We start from the raw sequence: 21,000 nt of genomic DNA, 5'->3' as shown, positions 1-21,000 counted from the left end.
GGGAACTACAGCGTGCAATCCTGTGCCTGCTTGCCGGCAATAAAGCGGGTAGTGGCTTGCTCGAAACAGGCGGGCGCCGTCCACAGGACGAAATGCGGGGCATTCTGCACGGTGGCCAAGGCCACCTTGCCGGCCTTGCTTTGCGTCAAAGCCTGCACTTGCGCCTGCGCGCCAGCGTACGGCGTCTTCGGATCCAGCGTTCCCTGCAGCACCAGGGTCGGCGGCACTTTTGCCGGCAAGGCGCCGAAATAGGCGTCGCGCGGGTAGGTGGGCAAGCCGCCGCCCAGCAGGATGCGGGGCAGGGGACTGGTCAACAGCAAGTCCGCCTCTTCGCGCTCGAGGTCGGCGGCCGTCCAGCCGGGGCGCAACGAGGGCTGCAGATTGTTTTCCGAATTGCTGATGATGCTGACCAGCGGAATCGACAGCGGCGACTGGGGATAGCTGCCCAGGCTGGCTGCCGCTTCCGTCAACGTGGCGCGCACGGCGGCCAGTTCCGTCTCGCCGCCCTGGTCCAGGTCGTGCAGCAGATACGGGATGCGGGCGCGGGCGGCCGGCACGTCGAGCATGCCGCCGAGGAAGTTTTTCAGGTTCTTGCCGGGAATCTTCGCCAGCAGGGCGGGGGCGGCCTGCGCCTTGTCCAGCACGCGGCGGTACAAGGCTTCGGCCGGCTCGCCCAATGCCGCATGGCAAGCCGCATCCGCGTCGCAACGGGCCAGCACCTGCATGCCGACCTGGTTGACCACGTGCGAACGCTGGCTCAAGTCCCAGCGCGCATCCGTTTGCGGTGGCACCAACGAATCGAAAATCACGCCCTGGACGGGCAGCGGTCCCAGCTGCAAGGTGCGCAAGACCAGCTGCGTGCCGTACGACACACTGTATACATACACGGGCGGCTGCTTGTGCTTGCTCCGTTCGCCCTCGATCAAGGCTTTCAAGTCACGCGCGGCCGTGGTGATGGAAAACTGGCCCGCGTATTCCGGCGTCAAGTTGATGCCCTTGAAGCAGCTGGCCCATTCGGCGCCGGCCAGCGCGCGGCCGCCGGGACTTTGTTCCGATTCCTCCACCTTGCACAGGCGCGACGAGTGGCCCGTGCCGCGGTGGTCGGGGATGAGGAATTCAAAGCCGGGAAAGCTGCGGCGCAGGGTGGGCAGCAGACTGTAGAACGAGGCGCCCGATTCGCCGGGGCCGCCCGCCACCAGCCACAGCGTACCCTTGGCAGGCTTGCCGGCAGGCACATCGGCGGCAAACTTGCGCACGAAGACGTGCATGGCATCCGCGTCGCCGACGGCGCGGCCTTGGGCATCGTAGCTGCCGGGCACGTTCAAGCCCGAGCACAGGCTGCCGGGGGCGGCCGTATCGGAGCAGGGCGTGAAGAACATCGGTTCGGCATGCAGGGAAACGCCTGCCAGCAGAGCGGCCAGCAGGGTCAAACGGGGCAGCAAGGTCATCGGCTACTTTGGCGGCGGTGGGAACAGCCGCCAAAGTAGCGTTTTTTACAGCAATTGTCCAGATGGAAATATTTCTACACGGGACTATGTTTGCTTGTTATTGCGCAACAGGCGCAAGCCGTTCGCCACCACCAGCAGGCTGGCGCCCACGTCGGCAAACACGGCCATCCACAGGGTCGCCATGCCGACCAGGGCCAGGCCGAAGAACACGGCCTTGATGCCGATGGCGAAGCTGATGTTTTGCACGAGGATGCTGCGCGTGCGCTGGCTCAGGCTGATGAATTCAGGCAACTTGCCCAGTTCATCGTCCATCAGGGCCACGTCCGCCGTTTCGATGGCCGTGTCGCTGCCGGCCGCGCCCATGGCAAAGCCGATGTCCGCCTGCGCCAGGGCCGGGGCGTCGTTGACGCCGTCGCCCAGCATGGCCACCACGCCGAACTCTTGCTGCAAGGCCTTGATTTCATCGAGTTTATTTTCTGGCAGCAATTCCGCCTTGACCAGGCTCACGCCGACTTCATCGCCGATGCGCTGCGCCGTCAGCAGATTGTCTCCCGTCAGCATGACGGTGGTCACGCCCAGCGCATTCAGGCGGGCAATGGCGGACGCCGCCGTCGGACGCAGCACGTCGGCCACGGCGATCACGCCCAGCGCACCGGCCGGGGTGGCCAGCACCATGGCCGTGTAGGCTTGCTGTTCCAGCCGCGCCAGGATGGCTTGCAGTGCCGGCGTCAGCACGTTCAACTCCGTCATCAGGCGCGCATTGCCCAAGTAATATGTCTGGCCATCGATATTGCCTTGCACGCCGCGTCCATGCAGGGCGGCAAACTGGGTGACGGGCAAGTGGCTGCCGGCGGGCGGACCCGCCTTGACGATGGCGGCGGCCAGCGGGTGGGCCGAGTTGGCGTCCAGGCTGGCGGCCAGCAGCAGGATGGTGTCGCGGTCGCTGCCCTCCAGGGCCACCACATCCGTGACGGCCGGTTTGCCCATGGTCAAGGTGCCCGTCTTGTCGACGGCGATGGCCTTGATCCGATAACCCGTTTCCAGGAATTGTCCGCCTTTCACTAAAATGCCGCGCCGCGCGGCCGCCGTCAGGCCGCTGACCACCGTGACCGGCGTGGAAATGACGAGCGCGCAAGGGCAGGCGATCACCAGCATCACCAAGGCCTTGTAGACCCAGGCCATGAAGGGCTGGCCCAGCAGCAAGGGCGGCAGCACGGCCACGAGGATGGCGAAGACGACCACGGCAGGCGTGTAGTAGCGGGCGAAATTGTCGACAAAGCGCTGCGTGGGCGCCTGCTTGCCCTGGGTTTCCTCGATCACCTTGACGATCTTGGCCAGAGTGCTGTTGCCGCTGTTGGCCGTCACGGTGACGTCGAGCAAACCCCGTTCATTGATGGTGCCCGCATACACGACGTCGCCCACGGCCTTGTCCACCGGCATGCTTTCACCGGTGATCGGCGCCTGGTTGACGGACGATTCGCCGCTGGCCACGACGCCATCGAGGGCGATGCGCTCACCCGGTTTCACGCGCATGGTTGCACCGATGGCCACGGTGGCGACGGATACTTGCTGCCAGGCGCCGCTGGCGCCGGCAACGGTCGCCGTGTCCGGCGCCAGCTGCATCAGGCTGTGCACGGCGTTGCGCGCGCGGTTCAGCGACAAGCCCTCGATCAGCTCGGCGATGGCGAACAAGAAGATGACCATGGCCGCTTCCGGCCACTGGCCGATGGCGATGGCGCCGAAAACCGCCAGGCTCATCAGGAAATTGATGTTCAGGGTGAACGTCTTCAGGGCAATCCAGCCCTTTTTCAGGGTCGGCCAGCCGCCCGTGGCGATCGACAGCAAGGCCAGGGCGATGACGAGGGGCGAACTGTCTTCATGCGTGGTCCACGCCAGCGCTTCGGCGCCCGCTGCGGCCAGGCCGGAAACGACCAGCAAACCCTTTTGCAGGCCGGACAGGCTGCCTTCGTCCGGGTCGCGTGCGACGGCCGCGTCCGCTTCCATGGGAATCGCCTGCATGCCGATGCCGTGCAGGGCCGCTTCCACCGTGGCCAGCGAGGGCAGGGTGTGGTGCACGTCGAGCACGCGGTTCATCAGGTTGAAATCGAGGCCCACCACACCCGCCATGGTGGCCAGCTTGTTACGGATCAGCCGTTCTTCCGTGGGGCAATCCATGTTGGCGATGCGGTATTTGGCCGTGCTCGCGCCGGCGATGGCCGCGCTGGGCAGCGCTGGACCAGACGGAGCCGCAGGCGTGGACGAGCACGCATGCTGGCTGGAACAGCAGCTGGCCGCCTTGGGTGCATGCTGATGCTCATGGTCGTGCTTGTGCTCGTGGGTATGATCGTGGCTATCGTGCGGCATCGCATTCGTCCTTCCGGTTTCGTGTATGCTTCCATTAGAAACCCTGTAGCCGCTACAGGGTCAAGCGGAATTTGCACGAAAGAATGAAAAAGGGGATGCCATGCGTATCGGAGAACTGGCCAAACGGACAGATTGTGACGTGGAAACCGTGCGTTACTATGAAAAGGCGGGCTTGCTGCAGGAACCGGGGCGCAACAGCGCCGGCTACCGCGAATACCGCGAAGAACACCAGGAACGGCTGCAATTCATCCGCCATTGCCGCTCCTTGCAGATCGGCCTGACCGATATCCGCGCTTTGCTGGAATTTAAGAACAATCCGGCCGAAGGCTGCCAGAGCGTCAACGAATTGCTCGACCACCATATCCTGCGCATCGCCGAGCAGATGGCAAATTTGCAAACCCTGCAGCAGCAACTGGTGACCTTGCGCCACCAGTGCGACCAGCCGCAACCGTCGCAAGACTGCGCGATTCTGCAAAACCTGTCCGAGGCCGCCAGCGGCCACGACTGCGCCTGCCATACCGAACTCCCACAATCCCATTGATTCATGTTGAAACTGTTACCTGCAAGAACTTTATTCACCTTGTCCCTGCTGTCGCCGCTGAGCCATGCGGCAGATGTTCCCGCCGCCGCCGGCCACTACCTGACCCTGTACGCCGCCCCCGGCGTGCCGCAAGACGATGATCCGTACACCTGGAGCACGGTGGGCAGCAAGCAACTGACAAAGGGCGTGACCAAGGCGGACGGCCGAGCCTATCTCAAGGCAGAAGAGGGCGAAGAGACGTATGTCCTGGAAACGGTCAGCATGCGCTGGACGTTCACGGTGCCGGCTCGCTGCTGGCAAGAAGCGCCTGCGGCCTTCCAGTCATGCCTGAAACTCAAGCAAAGCTCCAGCCAATACGATATCAGACAGGATGCGGAAAAACTGGCCAGAGAGAAAGATCAACAGGCCAAGGCGGTAGCCTACGAGCTGGCGATGCGGGCCAACGACGATGCGCTGGCCTGGCTGGGCAAATTGCCGCCGCAGTGGTCCGTACAGGAACACGCCAGGCGCCTGCTGGCCATCGGCGACAAGATCGAGCGGCATATCGCCAGCGGCTTGCGGCAAGGCGGCCCCGATGCGCGCCAGTTTGTCTGCAAGGCGCCCACGGCCTACGGCGCGTTGCCGCAGCAGCAAGCCGTGCTGGCCTATCAGCTGCAGCCGCGGCCCGTGCCGCACGCCGGTGCCGCCTGGGACCAGCTGCTTGCGGCTGCCGCGCAGGGCAACTGGATGGCGCGCCTGGAAGTGTATGAGGCGCTGGCGGAGCGCAAGGTGAGCGAACTGAGCTATGTGGAGCAGGCGCGCCTGGTGCAATTGATGGAATGGCTGCAGCAACGCGAAATCGCCGGCCTGTACAGCTTTTTCAGCGCCCGTACCCTTGGCGATGGTGCCACGCAAGACCGCGTGGCACGCCTGGCCGCCATGCAGGGCAGCGTTGCCGACCAGAGCGTCGTCGGGACGCTGCTGCAGGACGAGGACGATCCGGCACTGGCGGCGGCAGGCAAGCGCATGCTCGCCTGCGCGGCAGCGGCCATGCGGTCGCCGCGCTAACGCGGCAGCAGCGGCGGGCCGCCGTCGCCCAGGCGGAAGGCGTCGACCACGCGCAATAAATCATGCGCTTGATCCTGCATGCTTTGCGCGGCGGCGGCCGATTGCTCGACCAGGGCTGCATTGCGCTGGGTCAATTCGTCCATTTCCGTGATGGCATTGTTGACTTCCTCGATGCCCTTGCTCTGGCGCTGGCTAGCCGCCGTGATGTCGTTCATGATCTCCGTCACCTGCTGAACGGAGGCGACGATATCGCCCATGGTGCGCCCGGCGCTGTCGGCCAGCTCGCTGCCCGTTTCTATTCTGGCAACGGAATCCTCGATCAGCTGCTTGATTTCGCGCGCCGCCGTGGCCGAGCGCTGCGCCAGGCCCCGCACTTCCGTGGCGACGACGGCGAAGCCGCGCCCCTGTTCGCCCGCGCGTGCCGCTTCCACGGCCGCGTTCAAGGCGAGGATATTGGTCTGGAAGGCAATGCCGTCGATGACGGCGATGATGTCGACAATGCGCCCGGAACTGGCCTTGATCGACCCCATCGTCTCGACCACCTGGCCCACGACGCGGCCGCCTTCCAGCGCCACGTTCGAGGTCGACAGCACCATCTGGTTGGCCTGATGCGCATGGCTGGCGTTTTCCTTCACGGTATCGGTCAGCGCATGCATGGACGAGGCTGTTTCCTGCAAGGAATGTGCTTGCGACTCCGTACGGGCCGACAGGTCCGCATTGCCGAGGGCGATTTCGCTCGCTTCCACCGTGATGGTGGAGCCCGCCTGGCGTATCTCGCCCAATAAAGTGTTCCAGTTTTTCAAGACGGTAGCCAGCGCCCGCGACAGCTTGCCCACCTCATCGTCGCTCCGGGCGTCGATGCGCGTGGTCAGGTCGCCGGCCGCCAGGCTTTCAGCGGCGCGGCACGCCTCGTCGATGGGGCGCACGACGGAGCGCGCCACCCAGGTGGCAATCAGGGCCAGCAGGGCAAAGCCGACAGCCATGGTGCCCAGCGACAGCCAGCCGGCGCGCTGGCCCGCATTTTTTGTCTCTTGCAGCGCGTCGACCGTGCGGTGGTCGAGGTTGAGCAGCACCTGGCGCAGTTGCCCGCTCACTTGCTGGTAGTGCCCGGCGGCATTTTGCATCGCCGCCACGCCCGTATTCGGGTCCATCGAGGCCAGGTCCAGCGCCTGCGCCACGCTGGCACGGTAGCGCTCGACACCGGGCAGCGCCTGGCCCGCTTCCGTGGCGGCGCCCGAGAATTGCTTGAGTTCCTTCAAGCCTTGCGCGATGGCATTGAGCTGGCGATCCGTTTGCGCGCCGAACTGCTTGAACTGTTCGTCAGACAGGCTGGCGGCGATGGCGATCTTCGCATACACGTCGGCATGTACCTGACCCAGGGCAATGGCTTGCTGGTTGGCAAGCCGCTCGGCCGTCAAGGTGACGTCTTTCAAGTCGCGCATGCGGCTTTCGTTTTGCTGCATGGCGAAATAGGACAAGGCCCCCATGGCCAGCAGGCAAGCCAGCGCGACCACCGGGACGATCAACATCTTCTGTGCGATTTTCACATGAGGCCCATATCGTTGAGAAATTCGTCGAGAGATCGGTGTGCCATCCCGGCGCTGGCGGCGCGGCGGCAGGCTACAGGTAGATGCCGCCGCAGACGACGGTCTCGGCGAGTTTCTCGCAATACATCACCTTCGGCTCGATCTTCTTGGTTTCCGGATTCGTGAATTTGTATTCCTGCCAGAACGTGCCCTTGCTCTTGGCCAGGTCGACTCGTTCCTTCACAAAAGCCTTGCCATCAATATCCTTCAGCTCGATCAAGTTCTTGCCGACCATTTTCGGATTGGCGCCATGCGCAACCACCGTCCCGTCGAGTTTATAGACGACCAGGTACAGGTCGTGCAGGATGAATTGCGGCGACTTGGCCGTGATGTCGCCATACGCCTTGGCGTCGCCGGCGCTCTTGATGTAGGACACGCCTTTCTTGACCATGGCTTCCGCGTCGGCGCGCGTGGCGCCGCCTTCGGCAGCGCTGGCGAGACAGGGCAGCATGGCGGCGGCAAGCATGACCGACAGGCAAATGGCAGGGGCGAACTTGGGCATGAGAATCTCCTTCACATTGCGGCAGGGGAAAGCCGGCGGGGAACCGGTGCGGTGAGGCGGCGCCTATCGAAGTGCCGACGTTTCATAGTAGCGCGATGCCAGCAGACATGCGCTGGTGCAACAGATTTTTTTTGAATGGGGCGTTTTTGCAACGATGCGTGCAGACGGCCGTAATCGCGTCCACAGAGGGAAAGTGAGAGCGCAGACTAGCGTATCGATAGTGTGGTGCGGGCGCCGCGTTACCAGCTGGCAGGGTCTTCCGCCGCCGCGCGCGCCAGGTCGTCGTGCCAATCTTGCTGCACCAGGCGGTAGATATCGGCAAAGAAGGCGCGCGGATCGGCCATTTCATCCCACAAGGCAGGCAGGGCATTCGTGCTTTCCGGGTCATGTTCGAGGATGGCCTGGAAATCATAGCCGGGGTCTTGCAGCGCCTGCGCCAGCACGGCCACCAGCGCATGGCGGTGGCGATAGCTGAGTTCCTTGTATTGCGACGTGATGTCGCGCCGTATCAGGGCAGCGCGCTGCGCCGGGTCGTTCATGTCCCAGCGGTCCAGTTCCACGCCCAAGGTTTCTTCACGATCATACACGTCGAAGGGGCCGAGAAAATGGTGGAGCGTAGGAATGTAGGGAGCATCGCTCCAGGGGCCGCGCAGCATGGGACTCTTTCGTTTGATTGCTAAATGATCACGCGCATTCGGGCAAGGTCCAGCTTTCGTCGCCCATGTCCGTCGGGTAGATGGCGCGGGTCTGGTTCTGGCCCCAGCGGGCATGGTCGAGGATGCCGTCTTCATGCATGTCCAGCACCCATTCCGTGCTTTCCAGCAAGGTGCCATCCTTGTGGTAGACGCGGAAAAAGGTGGACGTGCTGAGGGCGCGCACGATGTTCTGCGGCACGCCGTTGCCGTAGTGGGGTACGTAGGTATTGATCACGCACGTGCGCTGATCGTTCCATTCCTGGGCATATACGCTGGCATTGCGCGCCGCGCTGACTTTGATGAAGAGCCAGCCTGCCAGCACGAGGATGAGCAGGAAGGCGGCGGCGATCAGGCCGGTTTTCTTGAGTAGCTGCATGAGGTCATGGCATGGCCAAAAACGAAGTTGCCGCATTGTATGTCAAGAGCAGATATGCTTGCCGTACGGCACGTACAGCAAGCATATCCCCGCTAATTGCCGGTAACTTGGCTATTGACTTGGCTATTTCCCCACCGCCGTGTGCAGGGTATTGGCCATGTCCAGATGATGTTGCAACGCTGGCAAGGTCTTCGCGGCAAAGGCCTTGATGTCGGGATCGCTCGCCTTCTGGCTGGCATCCGTGAACAGTTTCACGGCCTCCTTGTGCGCCGCCACGCCGATGGTGGCCGCATATTCCTTGTCAAACTGCGCGCCTTCCAGGCGGCTCAGCTTGTCGATCTGCGCCTGGTGCTTCTTGCCGGGCTGGTCGCTGACCTCGATCTGCTTGCTGCTGGCCAACTGTTTCAGCTCATCCGCCACTTTCGTGTGATCGGTGACCATGGCATCGGCGAATTTCTTCACTTCCGCATTGCTGCTCTTGCTTTGCGCCACTTTGCTGGCGGCAATTTCCGTGCTGCCAGCGTCGGCGGCCTTGCTGAGGAATTGCTTGTCGTACGCGCCCGGCGCCGCGGCGGCGATGCTGTTGATGGCGATGCCGCTCAATAAAGCAACGGCGGCGCCGATGGCTACGCTTTTGAAGGACGGGGCACGGGAGCTGGTGGTCGGGATAGGCATGGGAAATCCTTTCGAGTGTGGTTTTTTCTACAAGCTGATGACAATGTTAAGCCAGCAGCCTGCGCACACCCATAGGACAGTCGCGATCATGCCCGTAGGATTAGTCCTGTTCGTTAGCGCACAGTTCGACTTGCTTCAGGGCAAATAAGGCGGCAATGCCGGCATCGCGGCGCCACGCGGGCATGCCGATATCGAGCCATTCCGCCATCGCGTCCAGGTGCGACGGTTCCGAGACGCTGTGTTCGAGTTCGTCAAGCACCGTGTCGCGGTCGATATACAGGCTGTCCAGCCACGCGTCGAATGAAGGCGCCAGTTCCATCAGGCCATGGGCGCGCTTGCCCGTCCAGTCCGGTAACTCCTGCACATACGCCAGCACGCGGCCGCCGCCTTCCTCCGTCAGATCCAGATAAACCATGGAATTGCCGCCATCGCGGGCGAACGGCAGGATGCGCACCGGCATGTCCGTATGCTTGCGCGCGGCGCGGATTTCGCCGACCAAGGTTTCGTCGCAGAAATCGCCTTCGTCGGCGCTGAAAAAGGTATTAAAGCCCATCTTTTCCACGCCGCCATTGCCGTCCGGCACATCAGTGGTGTAGTCGAACCAGGCGCCGTTGGCCACTTGCAAGAAAGCCAGGAAGGCGGGCGGCAACGGCGCTTCCAGCAGGGCTTCGATGGCGGCGATCTGCTGTGCCGTGGGGGCGGGCTTGGCGCCCTCGAGCGCCAGGTGGCGGTATTGCGTGTAATAAGTCATTGATTATCCTTGTAGTTTCCTGCGGCCGCCACGCCATCCTTGCAGCCCGTCTCCACCTTGGCCAGCGCATCGACGAGTCCGGCCCGCAGCACGGCCATCGAGCGGGCCTTGTCGTCGATCTGCGCGATTTTCGTTTCCAGCATGGCCCGCTTGGTTTGCGCATCGAGCGCATTTTCCTGCCATACGGCAATGACCTCGGCGATTTCCTTCAAGGTAAAGCCCAGCGCCTTGGCGTGGCCGATCAGCTCGATGCGGCGCAAGGCTTGCGCCGAATATTCCTTGTAGTTATTCGTCAGGCCCGGCTGCGGCGCTTCGTCCAGCAGCCCCTGGCGCTCGTAAAAGCGCACCGTATCCTTGCTGACGCCCGTCAGGCGGGTGATTTCTCCGATACGCATCGATTCCCCTTGACCGTGGACTAAAGTCTACAGTTTACAGTAGAAACACTTTCAACTACACACCGCTGCCATGACCGCCTTCAACTACACCAACCAGACCGTGCTGATCACGGGCGCCTCGTCCGGCATCGGCCGCGTCTTTGCGGAAACCCTGGCCGCGCGCGGCGCGCATTTGCTGCTGCTGGCCCGCTCCGGCGCCGTGCTCGAAACGCTGGCCGCCGACCTTGCCAAGCGCCACGGCATCCGCGCGCACGCGCTGGTGGCGGACCTGAGCCTGCCTGGCGCCGCCGCACAAGCCCATGCGCAGGTCTGCGCGCTGGGCATGCCGCCCGACGTGCTGATCAATAACGCGGGTTTCGCCACGCATGGCCGCTTCGAAAGCATCGATCTTGCACGGCAAGTCGGCGAAGTGACCGTCAATTGCACGTCCCTGATGGAAATGACGCACTGCGCCTTGCCGCACATGCTGGCGCAAGGACGGGGCGCCATCATCAACGTGGCGTCCACGGCGGCCCTGCAGCCCGATCCCTACATGGCGGTCTACGGCGCCAGCAAGGCTTTCGTGCTGTCGTTCTCGGAAGCGCTGTGGGCGGAAAACCGCAGCCGCGGCGTGCGCGTGCTGGGCTTGTGCCCGGGCGCCACGGACACGGCTTTCTTCGATGTCGTGGCCGCGCCCGAAGCGGCCGTGGGCAAGCGCATGGATCCTCAAACGGTCGTCGACGAAGCGCTGCGCGCGCTGGACCGGGGCCGCAGCAGCCACGTGGCGGGCCGCCCGAACCGGCTGCTGGCCTGGCTGCCGCGCTTGCTGCCGCGCCAGACCGTGCTGGGCATCGTGGAAGGCATGCTCAAGCCGAAGGCGGCCTAGGCATCAGAACGCCATGGTGGCGAACATGGCCAGCACGGCCGTCGCCATGACGATGGTCGACAGCCAGCCCAGCGCCCGCAGGCGGCGCGAAATGGTCAAGGTGCCCATGATGGCGGGGCGCGAGGCCATCACCATCATCAGGGCCATGATCGGCACGGAAATGACACCGTTGATGACGGCGCTCCAGTACAGGGCCTTGATGGGGTCGAGTGGCGAAAAGCACAGGGCGGCGCCGATCACGGTGGCCGTGACGATGATGCCGTAAAACTTCTTGGCGGCCCGGGGCGCCAGTTCCAGGCTGTTTTTCCAGTGAAAGGCGCCGGCCATGGCGTAGGCGGCCGAGCCGGCCAGCACGGGAATGGCCAGCAAGCCCGTGCCGATGATGCCCAGGCTGAACAGGGCGAAGGCGAAGTCGCCCGCGATGGGGCGCAGGGCAGAAGCGGCCTGGGCGGACGTATCGATGTGCGTGATGCCTTGCGCGCCCAGGGTCACGGCCGTCGTCAGCATGATGAAGAAGGCCACCAGGTTGGAAAAGCCCATGCCGATGGCCGTGTCCATCTTGATGCGCTGGAATTGCCGTGGCGCCTGTTCCGGCGCGCGGCGCAAGGCTTGCGCGCTGGCATCGGCCTGCAAGTCTTCCACTTCCTGCGAGGCTTGCCAGAAAAACAGGTAAGGGCTGATCGTGGTGCCGAACACGGCCACGATCATGGTCACCGAGGCGGCCGACCAGGCGAACTGTGGCCAGACCGTGCGCAGCGCCACTTCGCCCCAGGGAATGTGCACGGTCAGCACGGTGGCCACATAGGCCAGTAAGCCCAGGGTCAGCCATTTCAGGATGCGCACGTACTGTTGATAGGGAATGAAGACTTGCAGCAGCAGCGACAGCAAACCGAAGCCGGCGGCGTACAGATGCGTGGGGCCGCCGATGATCAGGGTCAGGGCATCGCCCATGGCGGCCACGTCGGCGGCGATATTGATGACATTGGCCAGCAGCAGCAAGCCGACGATGGCGTACAGCAAGGATTTCGGATAGTGGCGGCGGATATTCGTTGCCAGCCCGTGGCCGCTGACCCGGCCGATCTTGGCGCTGATGACCTGGATGCCCAGCATCAGGGGGAACGTCAGGCAGACGGTCCACAGCATGCCGAAACCGAACTGGGCGCCCGCCTGCGAATACGTGGCGATGCCGCTGGGGTCGTCATCGGCCGCGCCTGTGATCAGGCCGGGGCCCAGCTTGCCCAGCCAGGTGTCGGATGGGTCGGCCTGGCCGCTGTCGGTCTGCATGCGTCGCTCCTGCGTGATGGAGCGAGCAGCGTATCACAGGCGGGCGGCGTGCAGAAGGGGCGCCGCCCGGGAAACTCGCGCCTCAGTAGCGCGCATCCTTGGGCTTGCCGCCCTTGGGCCAATCCTTGACCTTGTCGGGGAAGTCCGGACGGGGCATGTGCGTAAAATATTCGGCCACGTCGACGGCGTCCTGGTCGGACAGGTTGCCTTGTCCCAGCGGGAATTTCTGGCCATGGCCCATCACCATATTGGCCTTGACGAAGCCGGCCGCCGTGTAGGTGCGGGCCATGCCGGCGCCAATGTTGAAGGAACGCTCGCCCCACAGCGGCGGGAAGGCGACGACGCCGTTGGCGCCCTTGATGCCTTCGCCATTCGCGCCATGGCAAACGGCGCATTGCTCGGCATACACTTTTTTGCCATGCACGGGATCGGGCAGCAGAGCCCGGTCGATCTTCGCCACGCCGCGTCCCGCCACCTTGTCGCCCGCCTGCGTGGCGCCCTTCATCCAGTCGATGTAGGCGACCATCGCCTGCAGGTCGGGGCCGTCCACGGGCAGCGGCTTGCCGTGCATGGAGCGGCGGAAGCAGCCATTGATGCGCTCTCCCAGGCTGATGACCTTGCCGGCGCGCGGCGCTTCCGACGGGAAGAAGGCGGAAATGCCGAGGAAGGGCGAACCGCCGGCCACCGTGCCGCCATTCAGGTGGCAGCTGCTGCAATTGAGGTCGTTGCCCACGTTTTGCGGCAGCCGGGCCCGTGTTTCCGTCATCAGCTGCATGCCGTGGATCAATTGACTGGCGTTCGGGTCGGCCGTCAGGGCGGCGAAGCGGGGCGTGACGAAGCCGCCCGCGTCCGGCGCCTTGAGCTTGAGCTCCTTGCGCACTGTGGCGATCTGTGCGGGCGTCACCGGTGCGCCCTGATTGCCCCACTTGCCGCGCACAAAGGTGAGGATTTCCGCCAGTTCCGTGTCCGACAGGCGGTCATACGCGGGCATGCCGAAGGAGCGGGGCGAGTGCTGCGTGACGGCCGACTGCCAGCCCGTCAGCGCGATATGGATGACGGTGGTGGCGTCCTTCGACTGCACCGAGTCGTTCTGCGCCAGCGGCGGGAAGATGTTGTCCACGCCACGGCCGTCGCGGCGGTGGCAGGTGGCGCAAAACTGCAGGTAGCCCAAGCCGCCCCGCGTGTTGTACAGCGCATCGTTGCTGGCCGCCACGACGGGCGCCGTTTTCTTCGGCGGCGCGGCCGCCCCGTCCTTGGCTGGCAAGCCGTGCAGGTAGTGCGCCAGCGCGTCGAGGTCGGCATCCGTGAAGTATTGCGTGCTGTGCGTGATGACTTCCGTCATGCTGCCGGCCGCCGTGCCGAAACTGTTGCGGCCCGTTTTCAGCAATTGCACGATGTCGCCCGGCGTCCACAGATTGCGCAGGTTCACCGCATGCCAGCCGTCGAAGGTAAAACCGGACAGGTAATGCTTGCCGCTGCCGCCATCCTGGCCCATGGTTTTTTCCTGGAAAGCCACGCCGCGCGGCGTGTGGCAGGAGCCGCAATGGCCCAACCCTTGGGCCAGGTAGCTGCCCCGGTTCCACTGGGCCGACTTGGCGCTGTCGGGCTTGAATGGCGCGTCGTCGAGGAAGACGGCGTTCCACAGCGACAAGCCCCAGCGCATGCTGAACGGCCATTTCATGTCCGTTTCGCGGTTTTGCTGCGCCACGGGCGCCACGCCCCGCTGCAGGTAGGCGTACAGCGCCTGCATGTCGTCGGGCGTGATCTTCGCGTAGGAAGGGTAGGGCATGGCCGGGTACAGATTGTGGCCGTCCGCCGCCACGCCCTTGCGCATGGCGCGGTCGAACTGGGCAAACGTGTAGGTGCCCAGGCCCGTCTTCGCGTCCGGCGTGATATTCGTGCTGTAGATGGTGCCGAACGGCGTTTTCAGTTCCAGGCCGCCGGCCATGGCGGCGCCGTTCGGGCTCGTGTGGCAGGCCACGCAGTCGCCAAGGCGGGCGACATATTCGCCGCGCTTGATCAGCTCGGCCGAGGCCGCGGGCATCCGGGCGGGCGCGGCGGCGGGTGCCGCCCGGGCGTTGGCGCAGAAGCCCAGCATGCCCAGAAGCATTGCCGCCAGCCAGGCAGTGATCGAAAAGGAAAAAGCGGGAGGGCGGCGCGAACCGCGGTGCAGGATGGAAATGGCGTTCATGGTGACCCTTTATTATTACGCGCCAGCTTACGCATTCGTCACCACGGCGAATATTGGGAATTTCTTTCGAACAACTAGGTAATCTTCCCTAGTGTTTTACGCTGGAAAATCGTGTAGCGGCGTCTGCAAGCTGGCCAGGATGCGTTCGCGCAGCCAGCGGTGCGCCGGGTCCAGGTGCATGCGTTCGTGCCAGACCATGGCCATTTCGTAGTCGGGCAGGGTCACGGGCGGTTCCCATGTGCGCAGCGCGCCCAGCGCATTCTTCAGCAGGCGCGACGGCAGCAGGGCCACCATGTCGGACGCTGCCAGCAAGGGCGGCACGATTAGGAAATGCGGCACGGACAGCACCACCTTGCGCGTGCGCCCCAGCTTTTCCAGTGCCGTATCGACGTTGCTGCGGAAACCGCCGCCGTTGGGCGAGACGACGATGAATTCCAGCGCGCAAAACTGGTCGAGCTTGGGCGGCGATTGCAGCAGCGGGTGGCCGTGGCGGCCCGCCAGCACATAGTGCTCGGTAAACAAGGTGCGGTGGCGCAAGCCGGGCGGCGCTTCTTCCTGCGCCAGGAAACCCAGGTCGACCTGGCCCGTCTCCAGGTCGTGCGCCATGCGCGCCGGCACGGCTTCGAACACGGCCATGCGCGACAACGGCGCCTGCGCGCGCAGCGCGGGCAGCATGGGCAGCAGGATCGCATATTCGGCGGCGTCGGCCGCCGCCAGGTTCCAGCGCACCTGGGCCGTGGCCGGATCGAAGGCCGCTTCGGGCTGCAAGACTTGTTCCAGCTGGGCCAGCACGGCTTGCAAGGGCGCCAGCAGGGCCAGCGCCCGCGCCGTGGGCAGCATGCCGCGCGGACCGGGCAACAGCAGCGGATCGTCAAAGGCCGCGCGCAGCTTGCCCAGTTGCACGCTGACGGAGGGCTGGCTCAGGTGCAGTCGCGCGGCCGCCCGCGTGACGTTGCGCTCGATCAGCAGGGCGTTCAGGGTCAGCAGCAGGTTCAGGTCCAGCTTGCGCAAATTGTCCATGACTATACCTTGTATATCAACTATTCATTTCCGCTATGATAGCGCAAGCCCTACAGTGGTTCCTGTGACTTTTACTCTTCACCTTTTACAGGAACTAACTGATGCAACTGCATGAATATACAAGCTTTGATGGATTAGGACTGGCCCAGCTGCTGCGCGAGGGCGCCGTTTCCGCCGCCGAATTGCACGACGCAGCCCAGCGCGCCTGCGCCGCCGTCAATCCGCAGATCAATGCCGTGGTCGAGCTGTGGCCGGCCGATTTCACGCAAATCGACCACACGGCGCCGTTCGCCGGCGTGCCATTCCTGATCAAGGATGTGGCCGTCACCATGGCGGGCCAGCGCAGCGAAGCGGGCAGCCGCCTGGGCGCCGGCCATGTCGCGTCCGCCGATTCCCATCTGATGACGCAGTTCCGCGCCGTGGGCCTGGCGACGTTCGGCCGCACCAGCACGCCGGAAATGGCGTTTGCCACCACCACGGAACCCGTTCTATATGGCGCCACGCGCAACCCGTGGAACGTCCACCTGAGCGCGGGCGGCTCCAGCGGCGGCGCGGCGGCGGCCGTGGCGGCAGGCATCGTGCCGCTGGCGCATGCGACGGACGCGGCCGGGTCCATCCGCGTGCCGGCCGCCTCGACGGGCCTGTTCGGCTTCAAGCCCAGCCGGGGACGGGTGTCGAATGGCCCCGCCATGGACGAAATCTTCTGCGGCCTGGGCGTGCAGCTGGGCGTGAGCCGCAGCGTGCGCGACAGCGCCGCCTTGCTCGACTGCGTGCAGGCAATCATGCCTGGCGAGCCGTATGTGACGAGCGCGCCCAATTTCACCTGGCTGTCGCAGGTAAGCGTGGCGCCGGGCAAGCTGCGCATCGCCGTGCAGCGGACCGCCAGCAATGGCGCCCGGCCCGTGCCTGCCGTCGATGCCGCGCTGCAAGACACCGTGCGCCTGCTGGAAAACCTGGGCCACCACGTGGAAGAAGTGCAACCAGCGCTGGGCGTGTCGTGGCAAGCCTTCGTGCAAGCCAATGCCGGCATCTGGTGCGCCAACCTGGTGCCGTGGATAGCCGGCCTGGCGCACGAGAGCGGGCGGACGGTGTCGCTCGATACGCTGGAACCGGCCACGTTGGCCTGCTACCGGTACGGGCAGACGGTGTCGGCCGTCGATTTCGTCGCCGCGCTGGACGTGCGCAACACCGTTACGCGTCAGGCCGGCACCCTGTTCGGCCAGTACGACGTGCTGCTCACACCCACCATGCCGGATATGCCGTGGCCGCTGGGGCGCTACGGGGAAAAGGAGGAACAGCTCGATGGGCTGGGCTGGACGGCGCGTCTGTTCGAGCATTCGCCGTACACGCCGCTGGCCAACGTGGTGGGCTTGCCGGCCATGTCCGTGCCGCTGGGCATGTCCAATGATGGCTTGCCGATCGGCATGCAGTTCATGGCCGGGTATGGTCAGGATGGAACCTTGCTGCGCCTGGCGGGCCAGCTGGAGCGGGCGGCGCCATGGCTTCCAAGGCGGCCGCCTGTGTGGGCGGGCAAGGTGCAAGCACGCCTTGCGGACGGCTGAAACCGGCCACCATAGCGGCTTTGGCCAGCGACAAGAAGCCGGGGTCGGACCCGCCGGGTCCGACCCCAGTCCTTGTTCTTGGGTGAAAAGTATCAGGTGGGCATCGTAGTCAGCTGCGCCGCGCCCCGGTTTTCCATGCGGAAACGAAATCGTTCCCACAGCCGGTCGTGGAAGGGCAGCACGATCACGTTGCAGATGGGCTCGACCACGGCCAGCAAGCCGCCGAAGGCCATGGAACCCGTGGCCCAGTACATGACGCTGAAAGCGACGCCCATGTGCATGGCCGTCTGGCTCAGCTTTTCACCGGCCAGGGCGGCAAAGCCCAGGCGGCTGGCCGCGTAGCGGCGGCGGATCGCGTGCCAGGCTTTTTCATGCCACGGCAGCAGGCCCACATTGATGATCGGTTCGATGATTGCGGCCAGGCCACCGAGTGCCAGCGAGCCCGTCAGCAAATAGGCAAGGCCGAAGGCGATCGACATGTGCGTGCACACCTGGCTGAATGTTTTGATGGCTGTGAACAAGGGACGCTCCTTTCTGTTGAATTCGCTTATCCTTGATTTAGATAGTAACGATTCTCATTTACAAAAGGAAGTGAAATATTTCAACCGGATCGATAGATTTCATCTATTGATTTGGAAATATCAATTACCCATGCTGCGGGCGCATCCCGCTGCAGGCATCGCCGTCAGCGTATAGCCGTCGCCTGCGACCAGACGGCTTGCCAGCGCCCATCGCGCCATTCGTAGCTATCCATATGCCAGTAGCGGGCGCGCGGTACGGCGTGGCCGCCAAAGACGATTTCCAGTTGCGCCGAGTAACGCAGGATGGCGGCCGTGCCGTACAGGCGCACGCTGATCGCTTCCGGTTCCCAGCTCAGATAGCGCATGTGGCCGGAGGCGATGGCGCCCAGGTAGTGTTCCCGTGACAGCATGCTGCCGATGGGCGTGATCAGCTGGAAGTCGTCGGCATGCAGGGCGCGCGCCGCCTGCGTATCGGCGGCCACGAGGGCGCGCAAACGGCTGCGTTCTGTATGGCGCAGCAGGTCCATCTGCTGTTCTTCAGTCGGTGCGGCATTGAAATCGTGCATGGCAGTCCTGTTCGGGTAGGTAATTGACATTTTGACGGTTTTTGTCCAAAAGTCATGTTGACACTATATGCTCAAAGTGTCAACATGACTGGATGACGACCGATACCCTGAAAAGCCAGCTCATCCTCGATGCGGCCCTGGCCGTGTTTTGCCGCTACGGCTACCGCAAGACGTCCATGCTCGACATCGCGCAGGCGGCCGGCATGTCGCGCGCGGCGCTGTATTTGCACTTCAAGAACAAGGAAGACGTGTTCCGCGCCGGCTCCGAACGGGCCCATGCCACCGTCATGGCGCAGGTAACAGCGGCACTGGCCATAGCCGGCCCCGTCTTTGTGCGCATCGAAACGGCCTTGCTGGCATTCCAGCAAGGCTTGATGGCGGAAATTTCCGCCAGCGCCCACGGACAGGAATTGTTCGACGCCAACATGACCCTGGCCGCCGACATCACCTTGACGGCGCGGGCAACCTTGGTGGCGTCGCTGGCCGGCGCGCTGGAACAGGCCGAAGCGGCGGGTGACATCGCGCTGCACCGGGTGGACGCCACTGCCGCGCAAGTGGCCGCCTTGCTGGTGGCCGTCATGGATGGCATCAAGCACACGCAAGGGGGAGGGGAGGCGTTGCGCCAGGGCATTGCGCTGCAGATGCGCGTGCTGGGCGCGGCGCTGCTGCGCATGTGAGCGGCAAAGCCCGCATGCGCAGTCGGGCAATGCCGCTTAGGGCAAGGTTTTCAGGACATTCTTCGTCGGCACGGAGAAGTTATAGCCGTCGTGGCGGTCCCAGTTGATTGACCACGTCATCACGCCGCGGAAGTCCGGATACGCCTGCAGAGGCTTGATGGTGCCGCAGTTGAGCAGGCGCGTCAGGCAATTCAGGGCGTTGCTGACGTCGGCATTCGTCGTGAAACCGGAACCGGCCGAGCTGCGGCCCGATGGCACGCCGAAGCCCACCTGGTCCGGACGCAAGCCGGCGAAGGTGTTGCCGCCATAGTTAAAACCCTCGATCAGCATGCGCGCCGTGGCCACCAGCTGGTCGGCCGAGCCCGCCTTGATGGCACCCGTGGCGTACGGCGTGTAGATGTCGCCGTTGTTGTAGTACTGCGGGTGCAGCACCGTCAGCTCGCTGCGCAAGGCATTGATGATGGGAATGTAGGCGCCCCAGATGCTGCCGTAGCTCGTGTAGCCCCCTTCCACGTACACCCATTCCGGCGCCATCGACAAATAAAAGCTGCTGCCGACCTTGGCTTTCAGGTTTTTCACGGCGATCGGCAGGTAGGTCTGGATGGCCGCGCCTTGCGCCACGCCGTTTTCCAGGTCCAGGTCGATGCCGTCGAAACCGTACTTGGTGATGATGGCGTACAGGCTGTTGGTGAAATTCGTCGCTTCGGCCGTGTTGCCGACGGAAACGGAACCGTTTTGCCCGCCCAGCGACAGGATGACTTTCTTGCCCTTCGCCCGCTTGGCCGCCACGTCGGCGATGAATTGCGCTTCTGTGCCCGCACCCGGATCGATGGTCAGGCTGACATTGCCGCCGCCCGCGTTGTCGCCGAACGAGACGACGATCACGTCCCAGTCATCGCTGACCTGGCTGATCGGATAGGTGGCGCCGCTGGGGTTGGTGAAGTTGTGCCAGTAGCCGATCAGCGCGTGCTTCGCCAGGCCGGTCGGCGTCGGAGTTGGTGTCGGCGTTGGGGTTGGGGTAGGAGTTGGCGTTGGCGTTGGTGTTGGGGTAGGCGTCGGTGTCGGTGTCGGGGTGGGCGTAGGCGTTGGGGTAGGAGTCGGTGTCGGCGTACCGCAGTCTCCCACCACCGTCCAGGGCTGGCCGCTGCCGGCGCCGCCGCTGCTGGTCGACGGGTTATTGCCTTGCGTCCACCAGTTGGCCGTGTAATTGACGTTGTTGTAGCTGGCCTTGCCGCCGCCGTTGTAGGCGGTGCCGCTGTTCCATGGCGTGTAGCAGGCGACCGCTTCGGTGGCGCCGGCCAGCAGCTGGCTTGCGCCTGCGCTGGAGCCGTCGCCGCCGCCGCAAGCGGCCAACGTCCCGCCGAAGAGGGTAAGGATGAGGGTATTCATGACTGTCCGGTTCATTGCGTCTCCTTGTGTATTTTTTTCATGGCCGAGCCGGTTTATCACCGTCCGATTTTTCAGAGTGCAAGCATTGCAGGTGGTAGTCAACTGGTTTTATTGTTTGTGCAAGATCACAATACCAGTTGCGGACTTTCCCCGTCGGATGGGCGATGCGGGCCATACCAGTGCCTGTTTTCCAGTGCGCTGGTATGGTGCCAGGAATGGTGCCGGGAGCAGGGCGGGGAAGGGAGGATGACTCTCTCACCGGCTGCGGTATTGTTTCCTGGCGCAAATCGGCATGCGGCACGCGACACGTCCAGCAGCGACAGAAAGCGGCGGCAATGCGCTAAAAGAAGCGCCGGGCGTAGATGCGAGCGGCCCATGCGGGTCTCCTGATTGCTTATCCAATGTTGAGACTTCTCATTCAACATAGTCGGCAAGCACCTGATTTCATTGAAATTACAAGGCCAGAAATCTACCGCTGGACAAGGCGATGGGCTGGCACTCATGGCGCGGTTTTGTCTTTTTTTTCAAGCGCGCCGTGTTCCTTT

General features: G+C 64.0%; 20 protein-coding genes. 5 read left to right on the top strand and 15 right to left on the bottom strand.

Annotated elements, in window-relative coordinates; genetic code table 11:
• Positions 1–5: 5 nt before the first annotated feature.
• Positions 6–1,448 carry an alpha/beta fold hydrolase gene (locus AC1RBA_RS03950; protein WP_492416711.1) on the bottom strand — a complete coding sequence of 481 codons (1,443 nt, stop codon included), beginning with the start codon at positions 1,446–1,448 and terminating at the stop codon, positions 6–8.
• 84 nt (positions 1,449–1,532) lie between these two features.
• Positions 1,533–3,812 (bottom strand): heavy metal translocating P-type ATPase, encoded by a 2,280-nt coding sequence (locus tag AC1RBA_RS03945; protein ID WP_492416710.1) that lies wholly within the window; start codon positions 3,810–3,812, stop codon positions 1,533–1,535.
• 100 nt (positions 3,813–3,912) lie between these two features.
• On the opposite strand from AC1RBA_RS03945, the gene cadR reads away from it, so the two are divergent.
• Both cadR and AC1RBA_RS03935 read left to right on the top strand, forming a co-directional pair.
• A complete protein-coding gene (gene cadR / locus AC1RBA_RS03940; RefSeq protein ID WP_070218780.1) occupies positions 3,913–4,353 on the top strand; it encodes a Cd(II)/Pb(II)-responsive transcriptional regulator in 441 nt (146 codons plus the stop codon).
• A gap of 3 nt (positions 4,354–4,356) precedes the next feature.
• Positions 4,357–5,400 carry a hypothetical protein gene (locus AC1RBA_RS03935; RefSeq protein ID WP_492416709.1) on the top strand — a complete coding sequence of 348 codons (1,044 nt, stop codon included), beginning with the start codon at positions 4,357–4,359 and terminating at the stop codon, positions 5,398–5,400.
• On the opposite strand, the gene AC1RBA_RS03930 is transcribed toward AC1RBA_RS03935, so the two are convergent.
• The 7 genes from AC1RBA_RS03930 to AC1RBA_RS03900 form a co-directional block, all read right to left on the bottom strand.
• Positions 5,397–6,929 carry a methyl-accepting chemotaxis protein gene (locus tag AC1RBA_RS03930; protein WP_070288384.1) on the bottom strand — a complete coding sequence of 511 codons (1,533 nt, stop codon included), beginning with the start codon at positions 6,927–6,929 and terminating at the stop codon, positions 5,397–5,399. The two genes, AC1RBA_RS03935 and AC1RBA_RS03930, sit on opposite strands and share 4 nt — an antisense overlap.
• A 91-nt stretch (positions 6,930–7,020) precedes the next feature.
• On the bottom strand, positions 7,021–7,488 hold the full coding sequence (locus AC1RBA_RS03925; RefSeq protein WP_492416708.1) for a cache domain-containing protein: 468 nt from the start codon (positions 7,486–7,488) through the stop codon (positions 7,021–7,023).
• 239 nt (positions 7,489–7,727) lie between these two features.
• Positions 7,728–8,144, bottom strand: a complete 417-nt coding sequence (locus tag AC1RBA_RS03920) for a hypothetical protein (protein WP_070218783.1) — start codon at positions 8,142–8,144, stop codon at positions 7,728–7,730.
• A gap of 28 nt (positions 8,145–8,172) precedes the next feature.
• Complete coding sequence (locus AC1RBA_RS03915) at positions 8,173–8,559, bottom strand: hypothetical protein (RefSeq protein ID WP_070310750.1); 387 nt, start codon at positions 8,557–8,559, stop codon at positions 8,173–8,175.
• 123 nt (positions 8,560–8,682) lie between these two features.
• Positions 8,683–9,234, bottom strand: coding sequence for a DUF4142 domain-containing protein (locus AC1RBA_RS03910; RefSeq protein ID WP_070218785.1), 552 nt, complete (start codon positions 9,232–9,234; stop codon positions 8,683–8,685).
• Between the two features lie 100 nt (positions 9,235–9,334).
• Positions 9,335–9,985 (bottom strand): SMI1/KNR4 family protein, encoded by a 651-nt coding sequence (locus AC1RBA_RS03905; protein WP_492416707.1) that lies wholly within the window; start codon positions 9,983–9,985, stop codon positions 9,335–9,337.
• A complete protein-coding gene (locus AC1RBA_RS03900) occupies positions 9,982–10,380 on the bottom strand; it encodes a MerR family transcriptional regulator (RefSeq protein ID WP_230503122.1) in 399 nt (132 codons plus the stop codon). The genes AC1RBA_RS03905 and AC1RBA_RS03900 overlap by 4 nt, the downstream gene beginning before the upstream one ends.
• Positions 10,381–10,450: 70 nt before the next feature.
• Between AC1RBA_RS03900 and AC1RBA_RS03895 the strand changes: the two genes are divergently transcribed.
• Complete coding sequence (locus tag AC1RBA_RS03895; RefSeq protein WP_230503121.1) at positions 10,451–11,245, top strand: SDR family NAD(P)-dependent oxidoreductase; 795 nt, start codon at positions 10,451–10,453, stop codon at positions 11,243–11,245.
• Positions 11,246–11,248: 3 nt separating this feature from the next.
• Here AC1RBA_RS03895 and AC1RBA_RS03890 read toward each other — a convergent pair whose 3' ends face one another.
• From AC1RBA_RS03890 to AC1RBA_RS03880, 3 genes are all read right to left on the bottom strand, one after another.
• A complete protein-coding gene (locus AC1RBA_RS03890; RefSeq protein WP_492416705.1) occupies positions 11,249–12,529 on the bottom strand; it encodes an NRAMP family divalent metal transporter in 1,281 nt (426 codons plus the stop codon).
• Positions 12,530–12,611: 82 nt separating this feature from the next.
• Complete coding sequence (locus tag AC1RBA_RS03885) at positions 12,612–14,639, bottom strand: c-type cytochrome (RefSeq protein ID WP_492417169.1); 2,028 nt, start codon at positions 14,637–14,639, stop codon at positions 12,612–12,614.
• 177 nt (positions 14,640–14,816) lie between these two features.
• Positions 14,817–15,740 carry a LysR family transcriptional regulator gene (locus AC1RBA_RS03880; RefSeq protein ID WP_492416703.1) on the bottom strand — a complete coding sequence of 308 codons (924 nt, stop codon included), beginning with the start codon at positions 15,738–15,740 and terminating at the stop codon, positions 14,817–14,819.
• Positions 15,741–15,841: 101 nt separating this feature from the next.
• Between AC1RBA_RS03880 and AC1RBA_RS03875 the strand changes: the two genes are divergently transcribed.
• Positions 15,842–17,302: an amidase gene (locus AC1RBA_RS03875; protein ID WP_492416701.1), complete on the top strand. Its 1,461-nt coding sequence runs from the start codon at positions 15,842–15,844 to the stop codon at positions 17,300–17,302.
• Between the two features lie 92 nt (positions 17,303–17,394).
• Here the strand turns inward: AC1RBA_RS03875 and AC1RBA_RS03870 are convergent, their stop codons facing one another.
• Entirely contained in the window at positions 17,395–17,823 is a 429-nt protein-coding gene (locus tag AC1RBA_RS03870; RefSeq protein ID WP_492416699.1) for a DUF2061 domain-containing protein, read from the bottom strand.
• Between the two features lie 164 nt (positions 17,824–17,987).
• A complete protein-coding gene (locus AC1RBA_RS03865) occupies positions 17,988–18,389 on the bottom strand; it encodes a nuclear transport factor 2 family protein (RefSeq protein WP_492401384.1) in 402 nt (133 codons plus the stop codon).
• Between the two features lie 92 nt (positions 18,390–18,481).
• Between AC1RBA_RS03865 and AC1RBA_RS03860 the strand changes: the two genes are divergently transcribed.
• A complete protein-coding gene (locus tag AC1RBA_RS03860) occupies positions 18,482–19,066 on the top strand; it encodes a TetR family transcriptional regulator (protein ID WP_492416697.1) in 585 nt (194 codons plus the stop codon).
• 36 nt (positions 19,067–19,102) lie between these two features.
• On the opposite strand, the gene AC1RBA_RS03855 is transcribed toward AC1RBA_RS03860, so the two are convergent.
• The gene (locus tag AC1RBA_RS03855) at positions 19,103–20,455 is read right to left on the bottom strand and encodes a chitinase (protein ID WP_492416695.1); all 1,353 of its coding nucleotides are present in this window, start codon (positions 20,453–20,455) and stop codon (positions 19,103–19,105) included.
• Positions 20,456–21,000 lie beyond the last annotated feature (545 nt).

This window comes from Janthinobacterium sp. GW823-FHT03B06 (assembly GCF_058796955.1).
Note: the sequence above shows the minus strand (reverse complement) of the source record. Positions and strands in the feature narration are given on the sequence as shown.